Origin of the sequence: Pantoea agglomerans NBRC 102470, assembly GCF_001598475.1 — a bacterium.
GTDB lineage: Bacteria > Pseudomonadota > Gammaproteobacteria > Enterobacterales > Enterobacteriaceae > Pantoea > Pantoea agglomerans.
Window position 1 is genome coordinate 230483 of record NZ_BCZA01000001.1, and the last position, 18629, is coordinate 249111.

Below are 18629 nucleotides of genomic sequence, written 5' to 3' on the forward strand. Positions count from 1 at the left end.
TTTTCTACGTGATACGCAGTGTTAATCGTACCGGAGCGCTCCTGATGGCGCTCATTCTGACCGGCTGTGTGGTGAAACAGCAGCAGCCTGCACCGGTTGAACCGACCCAGCCTGTGGAGCCGGTGCAGCCCGTTCCACAACCTGAACCGGTGCCGCAACCGCAGCCTGTGCCGCAGCCACCGAAACTGGTCACTATCAACTGGGATGCCAGCGTTCAGCCGCTGGTGGCGCAGATGTTACAGGCTGCCAGCGCCGAGCCGGGCAGCGTGTTGCTGGTGGATCGGGTTAAAAACAGCACCAACGGTGCGCTGCAAAGCGAGAAAGCGACGGCAGCTATCCAGAATGCGCTGAATAACAACGGCAAATTCACCCTGGTTTCTGCTGACCAACTGGCGCAGGCCAAGCAGACGCTGGGATTATCGCCGGATGACAGCCTGAACTCGCGCAGTAAAGCGATTGGCCTGGCGCGTAACGTTAACGCTCAGTATGTGCTCTACAGCAACGCGCGTGGCGATGTCAAAGCGCCGACGCTGCAAATGCAACTGATGCTGGTCCAGACAGGCGAGATCATCTGGTCCGGCAACGGCATTGCACAGAATTAATCCCGCTTTCCAGCGGATGATTCAGCAGGTCACCGGCGAACCAGAAAAGAAATCCTTTATCCCGCTTGCCGGTCTGACCGGACATAGCCAGAAGATTGTCAGCCCGCGCGGAACTTTTATCGCGCGGGCGGCACCGCAACCGGTTATTCCGTTTGTGGATCGGCAGCGCGAATTCCGTCTGTTACGCAAACTGCAAGCCAGCGGAGTGGCACCGCAGCCCGTGGCGGGCCATCGTCAGGGGATTATCCTGACCTGGTGCGCAGGCGAAGCGCTGGATGAACACCGTTTCAGCCAGCAGCGTCCACAGATCGTGGCACTGCTACAGCAGCTGCATCAGCAGCCGCTGACCGGCTATCGTCTGCAGTTGTTGCCGCTGTTATGGCGCTACTGGCAGCTCACTCCACAGCGGCATCACCGCTGGTTGCGGGCGCTGAGACGTCTGACGCAGCAGGGTGAACCTCACCCGCTGCGGCTGGCTCCGCTGCACATGGATCTGCATGCCGGAAATGTCATACAAGGTCCCGAAGGTCTGCGTCTGATCGACTGGGAGTATGCCGCCGATGGCGACGTGGCGCTGGAGCTGGCGGCTGTCTGTGCCAGCGATCCGCAGCACCAGGCCGAGTGGCTGGCTGAGTATGCCGCGGCGATGCAGCTGCCGCTCACCGCGCTGGTGCAGCAGGTCAGACGCTGGCAGCCCTGGCTGCAGTTGCTGATGGCCAGCTGGTATCAGCTCCGTGCCGGTCAGCGTGACGACGACACATTACAACAGCTGGCTCGACAGAGCTGGGAACAGATTTAATCGCGTTACGCAGGTGCGTTTCGCTACAGGATTCATGATATGAGATCAGATTTACCCGGCCCACTGATGCTTGACGTCGAGGGTTATGAACTGGATGGCGAAGAGCGCGACATCCTGCAGCATCCGCTGGTGGGCGGTTTAATTTTATTTGCCCGAAATTATCATGATCCCGCTCAGCTGGCAGAGCTGGTGCGGCAGATCCGCGCCGCCTCTCACACCCGGCTGGTAGTGGCGGTGGATCAGGAGGGCGGTCGCGTGCAGCGTTTCCGTGACGGCTTCACCCAACTGCCTGCCATGCAATCTTTTGCTGCGTTGCACGACCTGGATACCGCCGGTGAACTGGCGCAACAGGCGGGATGGCAAATGGCGGCCGAGATGATCGCCATGGATATCGATATCAGCTTTGCGCCGGTACTCGATATTGGTCATATCAGCGCCGCGATTGGCGACCGTTCTTTCCATGCCGATCCGGCCATCGCCCTTGATGTCGCCCGCCGCTTTATTGCGGGGATGCACGAGGCGGGCATGAAGACTACGGGCAAACATTTTCCGGGTCACGGTGCGGTGAGTGCGGATTCGCATAAAGAGACCCCACGCGATCCGCGGGACGAAAAGACGCTGCGTGAGCATGACATGGCAATCTTCAGCAAGCTGATTACCGAACAGGCGCTGGACGCCATCATGCCCGCACACGTCATCTACTCCGAAGTTGATCCGCTGCCCGCCAGTGGTTCGCCATACTGGCTTAAAACCGTGCTGCGTGAGCAACTGGGCTTTGACGGTATTATTTTCTCCGACGATCTGTCGATGGAGGGCGCAGCGGTGATGGGCAGCTATCCTGAGCGGGCGCAGCAGTCCCTTTCCGCGGGCTGTGACATGATTCTGGTCTGCAATCAGCGTCAGGGTGCCATCAGTGTACTTGATAACCTGATCCCGGTCGGGTCAGAGCGGGTCACACAGCTGTATCATCAGGGCAGGTTTACCCGCGATGAACTGCGGGGGACGCATCGCTGGAAAAACAATGCTCAGCAACTGAGTGCGCTTCAGGAACGCTGGCTGGCTCATAAGGCGTCGTGGTAAGCAGTGACTGCCCGGCGCTATCACTACCTTGAGGATTATAATGATCATCTATCTGCACGGTTTTGATTCCAACAGTCCGGGCAATCACGAAAAAGTGCTGCAACTGCAATTTATCGATCCTGACGTCAGGTTGATCAGTTACAGCACCCGCCATCCCAAACATGACATGCAGTTTCTGCTAAAAGAGACCGATAAGATGCTGACGCTTTCTGACGACGACCGGCCGCTGATTTGCGGCGTCGGACTGGGCGGCTTCTGGTCAGAGCGCATTGGATTTCTGTGCGGAATCCGCCAGGTGATTTTTAATCCCAACCTCTCGCCGCAGGCGAACATGGAAGGGAAGATTGACCGGCCGGAGGAGTATCAGGATATCGCAACGAAGTGCGTCAGCGATTTTCGCGAGCGTAATCGCGACCGCTGTCTGGCCATTCTCTCCCGTCACGATGAGGCGCTCGACAGCCAGCACATTGCTGACCAGCTGCATCCGTTTTATGAAATTGTCTGGGATGAGACGGAAGGGCACAAATTCAAAAATATATCCCCACATCTTAAGCGGATAAAAGCTTTTAAAACATTAGGTTAAGCAGCAAAGGCACCGCAAGGTGCCTGTTTTTATTACGTAATTATCTGAGTTTTATTTTCCCGCTTTGATGTATATCAATATTCTTATGTTCTCCTCTTCCCGCCATGCTATTCTCCCAGCAGATTGCGATTTTAACTTCGCCAACCCTATGTTTCTTAAGGTTTAATTTAACCTTTGGTTAACTTTTGGTTCACAATTTGAGGGGGTCTTTGTTGACTACGTCTGTTAAGAAAATTGTTATTGTCGGAGGGGGAGCGGGCGGCCTGGAAATGGCCACGCAGCTGGGCCATAAACTGGGTCGTAAAAAGAAGGCCGAGATTATCCTGGTTGATCGTAACCACAGTCATTTGTGGAAGCCGCTGCTGCACGAAGTGGCGACCGGCTCAATGGACGAAGGCATTGATGCATTGAGCTATCTGGCTCATGCCCGCAATCACGGTTTTGAGTTCCAGCTGGGTTCGCTTACCGATATCGATCGCACCCGAAAAGTGATCCGCCTGGCCGAAGTGCTGAATGCGCAGGGCGAAGTGCTGGTGCCACAGCGTGAAGTGGCCTACGACCAGTTGGTAATGGCGCTGGGCAGCACCTCGAATGATTTCGGTACGCCGGGCGTCAAAGATCACTGCATCTTCCTGGATAATCCGCATCAGGCGCGTCGTTTCCATAACGAAATGCTCAACCTGTTCCTGAAATTCTCCGCCAGCGAAGGCCGGGTCGAGAAAGTTAACATCGCCATCGTGGGCGGCGGGGCAACAGGCGTTGAGCTGTCAGCTGAATTGCACAACGCGGTGAAACAGCTGCACAGCTACGGCTTCAAAGGCCTGGGACGCGAAGCGCTGAATGTGACGCTGGTTGAAGCGGGTGAACGTATCCTGCCGGCACTGCCACCACGCATCTCTGCTGCGGCACATCAGGAGCTGACCAAGCTGGGCGTGCGCGTGCTGACGCAGACCATGGTCACCAGCGCCGAGCGTAATGGCCTGAATACCAAAGGCGGTGAGTTTATCGAAGCCGATCTGATGGTCTGGGCGGCTGGGATTAAAGCACCCGACTTCCTGAAAGAGATTGGCGGACTGGAAACCAACCGCATCAATCAGCTGGTGGTCAAAGAGACGCTGCAAACCACGCTGGACGATGACATCTACGCGATTGGCGACTGCGCCTCCTGCGCCTTGCCGGGCGGCGGTTTTGTACCACCGCGCGCCCAGTCAGCGCATCAGATGGCTTCACGCGCCATGGAAAACATCCTGGCGCAGCGTGACGGTAAACCGCTGAAAGCCTATGTCTATAAAGATCATGGCTCGCTGGTATCGCTCTCCCGCTTCAGTACGGTCGGCAGCCTGATGGGCAACCTGATGCGTGGCTCAATGATGGTGGAAGGGCGCATCGCGCGCTTTGTCTATATCTCGCTTTACCGTATGCACCAGATTGCGCTGCACGGCTACTTCAAAACCGGGCTGATGATGCTGGTCGGCAGTATTAACCGGGTTATTCGTCCCCGGCTGAAGCTGCACTAAGCAACAGCAATAACGCTGGCTAATTAATGTTAAGCCTCCTCCTTTATGAGGGGGCTTTTTTTATGTCCTGGAGAAGCCCCTGAAACAGACGCTGGCGCAGGAGAGTGCGATATCGACTAAAGCAAAATGCATTCATAATTTTGACTAAAGTAAAATTTTATGAGCATGGCAGGGTAGTATGTTGGTGATGCCTGAAATGCGTACCATTAATAACAAGAGAGTAACCGTAAGAATATTTGCTATAGCCAGAAAACTTTTCAGGTAACGAGTTCGGCTACTTCAGTTCCGTCGTTAGCCCGGCTACAAAGCTGGTCTCTGACGCGCTGAACGAATGGCTAATTCCTTGTTATTCATTGGCTAAAAATATCCGTCTCTGCGCCTTTAGCTAATCCCGGCGATTCGCCGGACTCAGCAATCCCTGAGTTACGGGTAATTACTGGTACTTTTTTAAATGGCCTGTCTCACTAACTTTTGTAAGTTTAGTGTAAGTTTTTCTATAATTTTTCTTGTGGTTTTTGATTCCAGCGGCATAATGTGCGCAGGAAAGCAGTAATATACATTTTGTTACAACTTAACCACACGGATCGGTTATGCAGCCCCAAAAAAATGGAGTTTTAACAACGCTGGCACCTCTGCTTTGCGCTCTGCTGATTAACACCCTGCCAGTTTGCACTGTGCAGGCGGCACCGGGTGATGAGCAATTACAGCATCAGCAGGAGCAACAAAAAGCGCGTCAGCAACGGCTGATGCCACAGGTGCCTGATGTGCGTCTCTCAGAAACGGTTCCGGCACCTTCCCACCTGACGTTCCCGCAGGAAACACCCTGTTTTGTTATTCAGCAGGTCACTCTGTCCGGGCAGGAGGCGCTGCCGCACTGGGTGCCTCTGCAGCGTCTGGCCAGTCAGGCCAATGGTCGTTGTCTCGGCGTAAAAGGCATCAGCCAGTTAATGAGCACGCTGCAAAACCGGCTGATCAATCATGGCTGGGTCACTACGCGCGTGCTGGCTCCGCAGCAGGATCTGCGCCAGGGCGTGCTGCAACTTCTGATAGTGCCTGGCAAAATCCGCAGTGTGGAACTGTCACCCTCATCATCCCGCTATGTCAGCCTGTGGCCGACATTACCCGCCCATGCAGGCAATCTGCTGGATTTACGGGATATTGAACAGGGGCTGGAAAACCTGCAGCGTCTGCCGACAGTAGAGGCGCATATGGCGCTCCGTCCTGGCCTCAATCCGGGTGAAAGTGACATCGTGATTGAACGCACGCAGCGCCGTTTCTGGCGACTCGGCGCATGGCTGGATGATTCCGGCACCGAAAGTACCGGGCGCTATCAGAGCGGGATGATGCTGGCGCTGGATAACCCGACCTCCCTCAGCGATCTCTTCTACCTGACCGCCAGTCGAGACCTGGGATTTGCTGGCAGAAAAAGCAGCAAAAGCCTGTCGGGACATTACTCGGTGCCTGTGGGCTACTGGCTGTTTGGACTTACCGCCAGCGACTACGACTACCATCAGACAGTCGCCGGTTACAGCCGTGATTTTCTTTACGCCGGAAAGAGCCGCTCGCTGGATGTGCAGGCCAGCCGGGTGATCTACCGCAATGCCGCCGCCAAAACCACCGTCAGCGCCGATGTGCTGGTTAAAGAGTCGCGCAACTTCATCAACGACACCGAAATCAGCAGCCAGCAGCGCCGTACCAGCGCATGGCGACTCGGCCTGTCACACCGGCACTATATCGGTCCGGCGACGCTGGACGCCGGTGTCAGCTATCAGCGTGGTACACGCTGGTTCGGTGCGCTGCCCGCCTGGGAAGAGTCATATCAGGACTCTACCTATGCCACCGCGCTCTCTAAAATCCTGACCTGGCAGGCGGGACTCACCACGCCATTCGCGCTGGGGAATCAGCGTTTAAGTTACAACATCCAATATCGTCGCCAGATGAGCAACACCCCGCTGACACCGCAGGATGAGTTCGCGATTGGCAACCGCTGGACGGTGCGCGGTTTTGATGGTGAACGCACCCTCAGTGCCAGTCGCGGCTGGACCGTTCAGAACACGCTGGCCTGGCAGACGCCGCTGCCCACTCAGGAACTTTATCTGGGTGCCGACTATGGCGAGGTGGGCGGCAACAGCGCCTCCCAGGGTGGACCTCTGGGACGACATCTGGCGGGCGGCGTCATCGGATTGCGCGGCGCGATCACGCCCGCCAGCCTGAGCTACGACTTTTTTGCCGGGATTCCTCTGTCGAAACCGGACGGCTTCAAAACCGATCCTGTCACCTATGGTTTCAGCGTGAACTGGAACTACTAAACCTTTTATCGATATTGCTGACAATGGACTGTGCGCATTATGAATAAACTCTGCTATCGCCTTATCTTCAACCGGATTCGCGGCATGTTAATGGTGGTGTCTGACATCACCCGTAGCGGCTATTCACGTGTTGCCCGAAGCCCGAAGCGCACCTCATATGCAGAGGCGAGGGTGCGGATCTCACCGCTCAGCTTTGCACTCTGGCTGGCAGCGGGTGTGGTCAGTCTGCCGGTGCAGGCCAACATTGTGGCAGACAGCAGCGCGCCGGGCAGCCAGCAGCCTACCGTCATGGCCACCGCAAATGGTCTGCCGCAAATCAACATTCAGACGCCCAATAGCCAGGGTGTTTCCCGCAATCAGTACAGCCAGCTCGACGTTGATGCGCGCGGCGCAATCCTGAACAACAGCCATCAGAACACGGCTACTCAACTGGGTGGCATGGTGGCGGCTAACCCGTGGCTGTCAAAGCAGGAAGCGACGGTCATCCTCAACGAAGTCAACAGCCGTAATCCCAGCCAGCTTAACGGGTTTATCGAAGTAGCTGGTAAGCGGGCTGCGGTAGTCATTGCTAACCCGTCAGGCATTACCTGTAACGGCTGCGGATTTATCAACGCCAGCCGCAATACGCTGACCACCGGACAGGCGCTGATTGAAAACGGCCAGCTCAAAGGCTTCGATGTTAATGGCGGCCGAATCAATATCGAAGGTCAGGGCCTGAATGACAGCGATGCTGACTACACCCAGATCATTGCGCAGTCGGTAGCGGTTAACGCAAAAGTTCATGCCCGCGAACTCAATGTGGTCACAGGCAGGAACCAGGTTGCGACCGAAGGTACCGTCACTACGGTGAAAGCGGATAATGGGACGACACGGCCTGAGTTTGCGCTCGACGTCGCAGCTATTGGCGGCATGTATGCCCATAAAATCACCCTGACCGGCACTGAAAAGGGCGTTGGCGTGCGTAATGCCGGTGAACTGGGAGCCAGCGCCGGTGAACTGCACCTGACCGTGGATGGCAGACTGGAGAACAGCGGCACGCTGCAAAGTCAGGCCGCGCTGCAGATAGCCAGCAATGGCGACCAGGAGAACCGCGGCAACATCGTGTCACAGCAGGATGTCACGCTGGCCTCCAGCGGCACGCTGCGCAACAGTGGGCTGGTGAGCGCAGGCCGTAACGCGACGCTCTCCGCCAGCACCATTGAGAGCACCGCTGAAAGTACGCTGGCGGCAGGCGTTGGCGGCAATGAGACGCTGAGCCAGCCCGGTAATTTGCTGCTGACCAGCCAGGGTGAGCTTAAGGCGCGGGGTAAAAACCTGGCGCACGACCAGATTCAGGCGCGGGGCAGCCGGGTCGATCTTGCCGGGAGCCAGACCTCAGCCGATGCTATCGCGCTGACCTCTACGCAGGCGGATATCAGCACCCAGGGCGCCACGGTGGCGGGCCGTACACTCGGGATTCAGGCTGCGACGGCACTTAACAATGATGACGGCAAACTGGCGGCGGGCAGCCTCGCTGTCGCGGCACAAAACGTCAGTAACAATCGCGGCCTGCTGCGGCAGCAAAACCGCGAAGCCCTGACGATCTCCACGGGGTCGTTGCTTAACAATCAGGGCACGCTGAGCAATGAAGGCGATACCCGGCTGCAGGCAGAGCATATTGAAAACCGCAGCGGGCTCATCGCAGGTAACGGTGACTCACTGCAGCTGGATACGCCATGGCTGGATAATCAGGGCGGCACCGTGCAGCTGGCGGGTAATAACAGCGCGCTGAACCTTAATGCGACCCGGCTGGAGGGCAATCAGGGCAATCTGCTGTCAGCGGGTGCGTTAACGCTCAGCGGCGACAGGCTCGATCTCTCACAGGCACACACCCAGGCAGAGGCGCTGACGCTGAAGGCGGGCACGCTGGATCACCGTCAGGGTCTGCTGTCGCAACGTGGCGCTGGCGAGATGGCGATCGCGGTTTCGGGTGACACAGACAACCGCGATGGGCGGATTGAGAGCGGCGGTAATCTGCATTTTGCATCAGGCTGCCTGGATAACAGCGGTGGCACGCTGCTGGCTGCGGGCAGCGGCGATCTGCAACTGGATGTTCAGGAGTTCCTGACGAACGCGCAGGGTGCGCTGCAGGCCAGTCACAATCTGCAACTCACCAGCGCAAGCCTGGATAATCAGCAGGGCCTGATTGCTTCAACTGGCGGTGACGCTACGCTGATGACCCGCGAGGCTATTGATAACACCCAGGGTCGCATCGAAGCGGGTCAGCAGGTCACTTTGCGCAGTCAGGCGCTGGATAATCAGCGTGGAACCCTGCTCGGCCGCGGCGTGACCATCGACACGCAGCAGGGTGAACTGAACAATACTGGCGGTAACCTGGTCGCCCGTACCGATCTCAGCATTTCCAGCGGGACAACGGACAATCACAGCGGTCTGATCCAGTCAGGCGGCGATCTGACACTTGATACCCACGGACAGGCGCTGATTAACCGTGACAGCGGTAAAGCAGGGATAATCAGCGGTGGCGCACTTGCCCTTAACAGTGGCGACCTGGATAACCAGAACGGCGTCATCGCCACTGCCTCGGCGGCCAGCATCAGCAGCGGCCTGCTGACCAACATTGACGGCACACTGATGTCTGATGGGGCGCTGACGCTGAAGACCGGCGCGCTCGACAATCAGCGAGGCTTATTACAATCGGGTCAGGCGCTCTCACTGGATACGCACGGCGCGCAGCTGAACAACAGCGCCAGCGGCGATCGCGGGGGCATTGTGGCGCGCGGCAATCTGCAACTCTCAACCGGAAAGTTAGCCGGTGATCACGGCGTCATTCAGGGGCAAAACCTGGTGATCGATACGCAGGGCCAGGCCGCTGATTTCAGGTCTGCTCTGCTCAGCGCCAGCGGCGAACTATTGCTGAGCAGTGGCGCGCTGGATAACAGCGGCGGGCGACTGCAGTCCGGCGGTGATATGCAGCTTAATACGCACGGAGAGGCGCTGAATAATGCGGCATCAGGCGGCGTTATTGCGGGGGCTAATCTGCATATCAGCAGTGGTGATCTTGATAACAGCACGGGCTCGCTGGTCTCGGCGGGCGCTATGCGGCTCACCAGCGGTGGACTGAACAACGTCGATGGGATTATTAATGCCGATCATGGATTAACGCTGGAAAGCAGCAGCGTGGATAACCAGCGCGGCCTGCTTCAGTCGGGTGAGGCGCTGTCCGTCAACACCCAGGGCGGCGAACTGAATAACCGCGACAGTGGCGAACGCGGTGGCATTGTTGCAGGCGGCGATCTGCTGCTCTCCAGCGGCCAGATTGATGGCCGTAGCGGGGTGATGCTGGGACAGAATATTCGCATCGATACTCATCAGCAGACCTTCGACCACCAACAGGGTCAACTGGGTGCTAAAGGCATCCTGCAACTGGATAGCGGACTCCTCAACAACCGGGCAGGCAGGATTGAGTCGGGTGGCGATCTGCAACTGGACACCCACGGCAACAGCCTGATCAATCGTGAGAGCGGAGCCGCAGGCGGCCTGTTCAGTGCGGGCATGCTGAAGCTCTACAGCGGCGCATTGGATAATCTGCGCGGCTTCATCACCGGTCATAGCGGCGCGCAGGTTGTGACGGGCGATATCAACAACCAGTCCGGCACGCTGACGGGCGGCAAAGGGCGGCTCGATCTCACCAGCGGGGAGCTGCAAAACCAGGGTGGCCTGTTACAGGCTGGCAGCGACATGACGCTGAACACCCAGGGGCACGCCCTGATCAATCGCGACAGTGGTGACCAGCGCGGTATCGTTGCCCTCAACAGTCTGGATCTGCGCAGCGGGGCAATTGATAACCAGGCGGGTTTCATTGCCGCCGGACAGCAGGCATCACTCAGCGCCAGTGAACTGAACAATAGCCAGGGGCAGGTCGCAGGCAATGGCGGGCTGACTTTCAACGGTCAGGCGCTGAACAACAGTGACGGTAAACTGCAGTCGGCGGGGGATATCACCCTCACCACGGCAGGTCAGACATTGACTAACCAGCGCGGACTTATTGCCGGTGCCGGTAACCTCAATATTGAAAGTGGTGCGCTGGATAACCAGCAGGGACAGATCCAGGGTGGCACCGATCTGACGCTCAATGCGGGACAAAATGCGCTGCTTAATCAGGCGGGCAAACTCCTTTCGGCAGGTACGCTATCGCTGACGGCGGGTCAGTTGAACAACAATGACGGCCTGGTGCAAAGCGTCGGCAACGGCACCCTGTTGCTGAGCCAGCAGCTGGATAACCGTAGCGGGATGATTCAGGGCGGCCAGCAGATGACGATCACCACGCCATCGCTGATCAACCGCGATACACGACAGAGCGGTAAAGGCATTGAAGCGGGCAGTTTAACCATCGAAACCGGCACGCTGGACAACAGTCAGGGTGCTCTGCGCGCAAAACAGAGGCTGGCGCTTACCGTGCAACAGGCACTGGATAACGTCAGCGGGCTGATCTCGTCAGCGGATACGCTGACTATTCAGGACTCAGCCCAGGGGCAGGCGCTCGCCATCAACAATCAGCAGGGCACGCTGATTGCTGATAAAGAGGCGCAGATCAACGCAGCTTCCCTGAGTGGCGACGGACAGGTGTTGTCGCAGGGGAATCTCGGCATCACGCTGGCAGGTGATTTCCATAACCTCTCAGAGGTCAAAGCCAACGGTACGCTGCGGCTGACGGCGGGCGGAAACGTGACCAACGACGGCACCCTTGCTGCTCAGCAGGCGCTATTCCTTACCGCGCAAAATATCAGTAATCAGGCAAATGGCGAGATAAGCGGCGGGCAGACCGAAATTACGGCAGCCGACACCCTGAACAATCGCGGTCTGATTGACGGCGGACTGACACACCTGGTGGCGGGCGTCCTGAATAACAGCGGCACCGGCCGTATCTATGGCGATCACATTGCCATTGCGGCTACGCTGCTCAACAACCTCAGCGAAGCGGGCAAAGCGGCGGTGATTGCGGCGCGGCAGCGACTGGATATTGCGGCTGGCACGCTGAACAACCGCGACCATGCGCTGATCTACAGTGATGGCGATCTGCACATTGGCGGCCAGCTGGATACGAATAATCAGGCCACCGGACAGGGGCAGCAGCTCAACAATGACGGGGCAACAATTGAGGCGGGGCAGGATGCCACGATCAGCATGGCGGAAATCAACAATACCAACCGCCACCTGACCACGCAGGTCGTTACGACCGAAGATAGCCAGCATCACGACGCGGTGCTAAAAGGCCACACCGATCGTTTTGACTGGGCCGGCGTGGATACCAGCAAAAAAAACAAGTATGGCGTGCACACGGCAAAAATGCCGGATGGCACCAGCGGCAGCGAGTTTTATGAGTATGACTACCGGCGGATAGTGAAAGAAACCCAGATTCAGGAGAGCGATCCGGGCAAGATTCTGTCGGGCGGTAACATGACCTTTAGCGCCGGTCGTCTTAACAACCACGACAGCCAGATTGTCGCGGGTGCTGTGCTCGGCGGTCAGATAGGCGAGCTGAATAATCAGGCGACAAAAGGAACGCGCGTTACCACGGACGACGGGAAATCGGTTCGCTGGTACGCGAAGAAGAAGAAAAAGAAACTGGGTGGAACCAAAACGTCGCAGGGCAAAGATAAGAAAAACTACCGCCCGGCGCCCGTGACGGAAACCATCGATCTGCAGACACTGAGCTGGCAGGCGAATGCCGCGCCGCAGGGAAATGGCTATCAGACCGGCAACCGCCAGCAGCAGGGCGTCACAGCGCAGGCTGACCGCATCGGCACACCTGCTCTCCAGCAGGCGGTTGCGGCGGTTGCGCTGAGTGCCACGGATAGCGGCAGTGCGTTACTGCCAGCCGGATTACGCTATGACAGTGCGCTGACGCTGGACAAGCTCGGCAGCCTCAAAGACCGGCCACTGCTGTTACCTGCGGGGCAACAATTCTCGCTGACACTGCCAGCAACGGTCGTCGATGGACAGACGATTACGCCGGTGATCCGCGCCGTCTCACCTGATATCCGGCTGCCGGATAACAGCCTGTACCAGCTGCAACCTGGCAGTGACAGCCATTACCTGGTCGAGACCGATCCGCGCTTTGTTAATCAGAAGCAGTGGCTCAGCAGCGACTATATGCAGAACGCGCTGACCACCGACAGCAGCCGGATCCTGAAGCGGCTGGGCGATGGTTATTACGAGCAGCGTCTGGTGCGCGATCAGATTATTCAGCTGACCGGCAACCGCTATATCAGCGGGTATGGCAGTGATGAAGATCAGTATCGCGGACTGATGAATAATGGGGTAGCCTTCGGCAAAGCCTACGACCTGGAACTCGGTGTGGCGCTGACCCCGGCGCAGATGGCGCTGCTCACCAGCGATATCGTCTGGCTGGTGAATCAGACCGTGACGCTGCCGGATGGCACACAGCAGACCGTGCTGGTACCGCAGGTTTATGCGAAGGTGAAAGAGGGTGACTTAACCGGCGACGGCGCGTTGATCGGGGGCGGTAGCGTGGCGCTGAATGCCCGCAACGACATCACTAATAGCGGGACCATTAAGGGCCGCGACGTGACGCAGCTGACGGCGCAGTCGCTGACCAACAGCGGCTACATCAGCGGCAACACGATCAATCTCACCGCCCGTCAGGATATCACTAACCTGGGCGGCGTCATCAGCGGTGATAAGCAGGTGTCGCTGCTGGCCGGACGGGATATTACCAGCCAGTCAACGTTGCGCGGCGACGGTACCGACCGCTGGATAGATCGTCCGGCCGGTATCTACGTGCAGGGCACCGACGGTGCGCTGACGCTGAGCGCGCTGAACAACATCACCCTGGCCGCCAGCGATATCGGCAACGCCGGAGAGAAGAGCACCACGAAGATTCAGGCGGGCAATGACCTGACGCTCGGCACCCTCAGCACGCAGCACACTGAAAATGACAGCTGGAACAGCAGCAACTACCGCCGCCTGTCACAGCAGAGCGATGCCGGGTCACGCATCACCGCCGGCGGCGCGCTGCAGCTGAGTGCCGGACAGGATATCCGCGCTACGGCAGCGGACGTCACGGCGGGCGGGGCACTGACCGCCAGCGCCGGACGCGACATCGTGCTCAGCGCGGGCAACAGCCGTACCGATCTCACCGAACACAGCAGGCAGTCAAGCAAAGGGCTGCTGTCGGGCAGCAGTCTGGAGACCCACGACGAACTGCACAGCAGCGAGGCGCTCAGTACCACGCTGAGCGGCGACAGCGTCCGGCTTCAGGCGGGCCGCGACATTGCAGTAAAAGGCAGCAACGTCGCCGGTACGCAGGATGTGGCGCTGACCGCGGGTAACGATCTTAATCTCAATAGCGCGACCACCAGCCTGAATGATCTGAAGGGTAAACGTGAAACCCATTCAACCGGGCTGGATCGCACGACGCTGACCAGTGGCGGCGACGTAGCACTTAAGGCCGGACGCGATCTCAATAGCCAGGCGGCAGGCATCGCCGCAGACAAAAACGTGACCTTGCAGGCGGGGCGTGATGTCAATCTGCTGGCGGCTGAAACCGGTTCTGGTAATAGCTACAAATCCGGCAAGAAGGTTGAGATTAATGAGTCGGTACGCCAGCAGGGCACTGAAATTGCCAGTGGTGGGAGTACGACGGTTAAAGCGGGTCAGGATGTTAACAGTGAAGCGGCTCAGGTTACGGCCAGCGGTAATATCGCAGTGGGTGCCGGACGCGACATCAACCTGACCACCGCCACTGAAAGCGATTATGCCTACAAAGAAGAGACCAAAACCAAAAAAGGAGTTTTGAGTAAAAAGACCACGCATACCATCAGCGAAGACAGTGACACCCGTGAAAATGGCACCTTACTGAGCGGCGACAATGTCACGCTTAATGCGGGCAACAATTTACTTGTCCAGGGTTCTCAGGTCGTGGGCGATGGTACCGTAGCGCTCAGGGCCGGTAACAACGTGAATATCGTTGCTGCGACCAACACGGACTCAACCTGGCGTTTTTCGGAAACTAAGAAAAGCGGCCTGATGGGAACCGGTGGCATTGGCATCACGGTAGGCAGCAGTAAATCGGTCCATAACTTACGTGATAAGGGCACCACCCAGAGCCAGAGCGCCAGCATTGTGGGTAGCACAGGCGGTAATGTCAGCATTGTTGCGGGCGGACAGGCTCATGTCAGCGGCTCAGATCTGGTGGCGGGACGTGACCTCGCCATTACCGGCGACAGCGTGATCATCGATCCGGGTCATGATAAACGGACTCATGATGAACTGTTTGAGCAGAAAAAAAGCGGCCTGACGCTGGCGCTCTCCGGGGTGGTGGGTGAAGCCATTAATAACGCGGTTGCCGCGGCGCAGACATCGAAAAAGGAGAGTGACGGTCGCCTTGCTGCCCTGCAGGCTACCAAAGCCGCGCTTTCAGGCGTGCAGGCCGTGCTGGGCGGGCAGCTGGCGGAAGCGAGCGCCGATCCCAACAACGGCCTGGGCGTCAGCCTTTCCCTGACCACACAGAAATCAAAATCGCAGCAGCATCAGGCGTCCGACAGCGTCGCCGGATCCACGCTCAATGCCGGTAAGAATCTTTCCATTACCTCTGCCGGTAAGGGCCGTGGCGAGCACAGCGGCGACATTCTTATCGCCGGCAGCCAGCTGAAAGCCGCAGGTGACAGCAGCCTCAATGCTGCCAGGGACATTGTGCTGAGCGGGGCGGCCAACACTCAGGAAAGCAGCGGTAAAAACAGCAGCGGCGGCGGCGGCGTGGGCATCAGTTTTGGTGCCGGACAGGGCAGCGCGGGTATCAGCATTTTTGCCAGCGTTAACGGCGCCAAAGGTAAGGAGAGCGGCAACGGTACGCGCTGGTCTGAAACCACCCTGGACAGCGGCGGCAGGGTAAGCCTGAACAGTGGAAGAGATACCACGCTCAACGGCGCGCAGGTCAGCGGGAATCAGGTGACGGCCGATGTGGGCCGGGATCTGACCATCACCAGCCAGCAGGACAGCGACCGTTACGATTCAAAACAGACCAGCTACGGCGCGGGCGGCAGCTTTACCTTTGGCTCAATGTCGGTGTCCGGCTATGCCAGCGTCAATCAGGACAAAATGCACAGCAACTTTGACAGCGTGCAGGAGCAGAGCGGTATCTATGCCGGTAACGGCGGCTTTGACATCACCGTCGGCAATCATACCCAGCTGAACGGTGCAGTGATTGCCAGCCAGGGCGATGCGGCAGACAACCGTCTGGATACCGGTACGCTCGGCTTCACCGATATCGGCAATGCGGCGGACTACAGGGTCAGCCACAGCGGCGGCAGCATCGCGCTTTCCAGCGGTGGCGGCATGGGTGCGCAGATGCTGTCCAGCGTGGCGTCCAACGCCGCCAGCACGCTGCTGTCGGGCCTGAACAACAACGGCCATGCCGAAGGCACCACGCAGTCGGCGGTGGCAAACGGCACCGTGATCATCCGCGACCGGGTCAACCAGAAGCAGGACGTATCAGATCTCAGCCGTGACACCGAACATGCCAACGACAGCATCAGCGCGATCTTTGACAAAGAGAAAGAGCAGAAGCGGCTTCAGACTGCTCAGTTAGCCGGTGAAATCAGCGGCCAGATGACAAATATCGTCACGACCATGGGCGATATCAAAGGGCTTGAGAAGGCGCAGAGTGCGAAGAACGCTGAGACGCTGCCCGCCGGAGCAACTGAAAAACAGCGGGGAGAGTGGCTGGAGAAAATGCGTGATTCGCCAGAGTATCAGGCGGAGATGAAGCAGTGGGGTATTGGCAGTACATCTCAGAAGGTCGCACAGACGGTCGGCAGTATTCTGACGGGGCTGGTGACCGGCAATGCAGGTCAGGCGGTCGCAGGCGGCCTTAATCCGTGGGCAGCTCAGCTGATTAAGAAGGAAACGACCGACGCTTCCGGCAACGTTGATGTGGCAACCAATGCCATGGCCCATGCCGTGTGGGGTGCAGTATCATCGCAGATGTCCGGGGGAAGTGCGGCGGCCGGTGCGGCGGGCGCGTTCAGCGGCGAGCTTGCCACACGCTATATTGCAGAGAAGTACTGGGGCGCGGACACGCCAGAGAAGATAGCGGCGCTGGGGCAGGAAGACCGCGAGCAGCTGAGCCTGCTCGGCACGCTGGCGGCAGGACTGGCGGGCGGCATGGTGGGCAACAGCAGTTCTGCGGCGACGAGCGGCGCGATTGCGGGCAAAAATGCAGTTAATAACAACCTGTTTGGCGGAACTGAAGACGGTCAAGAGAAGTTCGTGCGTGAGCAGGGCAAAGATATCCTGTCCTGTGCCGATGATCCGACGTCAGCCAGTTGTCAGCGTGGTCAGGCGATGAAGGATGCGTTGACGGTAGCACTTCCTGTGGGGCTTGGTGGCGGTGTATTGATTGCGGCTACTCCTGAAATTGCCGCTATTCTGAAGGCTGGAATTGAATCCTGTTCCGGAGCACTAGCTTTATGTATTAATAATCTTGGTCTTCAGACTTCTGAGATTATCGTCCCGGGCGGAGTGGGAGCCGGTGGGGCAGTTGGGATAGGTAAGACAGCGGCGGAAGCTGCTGCTGCGAAAGCAGAAACTGTGGCGACTAATACGGCGAAGAATAATCCATCATGGAAAGCAGGTGACTATCTTAATGACTTTAAACCCTCCCCTACACCTCTTGAGCTAGTTAAAGAGCAGGCTGGCAAGGGTTCACAAACTGCATATATCAGGATGGATCATATCCTTAACGGGGAAGTGAAAACACTTAAGGATGGGACAAAAGTTGGGTCTGGTGGCCACTATATTCGTGATTCAAATATTAAAATAGATAAGGTAACGGGTACACCTGATACCAATGGCGTTTCGACAGGATATATCTCAGTGAGAGATCCAGCAACAGGACAATGGATAAATAAGAAAGCTGAAACTACATTCTTCCCTGAGCAGTGGTCAAAAAGACAGACGGCTCAGGAGATTGAGAGTGCGTTCAAAAATTCTGAAAGAATACCTAACACAGAAATGTGGAGCGGGAAATCATCTAGCGGTGTGAAGATTCAAGGCTATTATGGCAAACCTGATGGAACAGGTGCGACTGCATGGCCTGTTTATACAGGGAGGAATAAGTAATGTTGAATGATAAAATTATTTTCTGGTGGGATGAAAATAGTAATTTATTTGTTCCTATAGGGGGTGGAATACGTAAATCCTTTGATGGAACGGTATTGGGATATGGAGCGCGTGAGATTTCAGGATGGTTATCCAATGACATTCAATATGGTATTCATTCTGTTGATATCTGGGTGAAAAACCTCACTGATCTTGCATCAGGCAAAACAACTGAAGGCAACTTCGGCATAGGTAATGCCCACTGGGTGATGGTTACGCATGATAAGGTATTTATTGGGTGTGAGTACGTTGAAGAGCAACAGGTGCTTTTAACCATAGAACAAACATTATATGTACTGGAGCAGTATCGATTATTCCTGGAAGGATCTTATACAAAAGACTTCCCGCCAGAACCAATCGATGTTGAGTATTTAGCAGAAGGTAGAGATGCTATAACACAGTATGAATCTTTAGACGGAGCATATTGTTTACCTTATTAATAATTAACAATCAATCCCGCCATTAGCTGACGGGATTTTTTCACAACCAGAAAATTGAGAATAACTTCCTGGGACCACATCCTTAGACGGAAACGTTGATGTGGCCCCCAATGCTATG

General features: G+C 57.1%; 8 protein-coding genes. All 8 read left to right on the forward strand.

Translation table 11 applies throughout. The features are described from left to right. The first annotated feature begins 8 nt into the window (after positions 1-8). The 8 genes from lpoB to PAG01S_RS01155 all read left to right on the forward strand — a co-directional run bounded on the left by lpoB (position 9) and on the right by PAG01S_RS01155 (position 18511). Positions 9-602: a penicillin-binding protein activator LpoB gene (gene lpoB, locus PAG01S_RS01120; protein WP_022625861.1), complete on the forward strand. Its 594-nt coding sequence runs from the start codon at positions 9-11 to the stop codon at positions 600-602. 16 nt (positions 603-618) lie between these two features. Next, complete coding sequence (thiK, locus tag PAG01S_RS01125; protein ID WP_062757405.1) at positions 619-1401, forward strand: thiamine kinase; 783 nt, start codon at positions 619-621, stop codon at positions 1399-1401. 39 nt (positions 1402-1440) lie between these two features. After that, positions 1441-2481 carry a beta-N-acetylhexosaminidase gene (gene nagZ, locus PAG01S_RS01130; protein ID WP_022625859.1) on the forward strand — a complete coding sequence of 347 codons (1041 nt, stop codon included), beginning with the start codon at positions 1441-1443 and terminating at the stop codon, positions 2479-2481. A 40-nt stretch (positions 2482-2521) separates the two neighbouring features. After that, positions 2522-3064 carry an alpha/beta hydrolase YcfP gene (gene ycfP, locus PAG01S_RS01135; protein ID WP_010246299.1) on the forward strand — a complete coding sequence of 181 codons (543 nt, stop codon included), beginning with the start codon at positions 2522-2524 and terminating at the stop codon, positions 3062-3064. 212 nt (positions 3065-3276) lie between these two features. Beyond that, positions 3277-4581 (forward strand): NAD(P)/FAD-dependent oxidoreductase, encoded by a 1305-nt coding sequence (locus tag PAG01S_RS01140; protein WP_073970637.1) that lies wholly within the window; start codon positions 3277-3279, stop codon positions 4579-4581. Positions 4582-5171: 590 nt separating this feature from the next. Then, positions 5172-6890 carry a ShlB/FhaC/HecB family hemolysin secretion/activation protein gene (locus PAG01S_RS01145; RefSeq protein ID WP_062757408.1) on the forward strand — a complete coding sequence of 573 codons (1719 nt, stop codon included), beginning with the start codon at positions 5172-5174 and terminating at the stop codon, positions 6888-6890. A gap of 39 nt (positions 6891-6929) precedes the next feature. Next, positions 6930-18032: a hemagglutinin repeat-containing protein gene (locus PAG01S_RS22160; protein WP_062757410.1), complete on the forward strand. Its 11103-nt coding sequence runs from the start codon at positions 6930-6932 to the stop codon at positions 18030-18032. Next, on the forward strand, positions 18032-18511 hold the full coding sequence (locus PAG01S_RS01155; protein WP_062757411.1) for a hypothetical protein: 480 nt from the start codon (positions 18032-18034) through the stop codon (positions 18509-18511). Before PAG01S_RS22160 ends, PAG01S_RS01155 begins: the two co-directional genes overlap by 1 nt. Positions 18512-18629 lie beyond the last annotated feature (118 nt).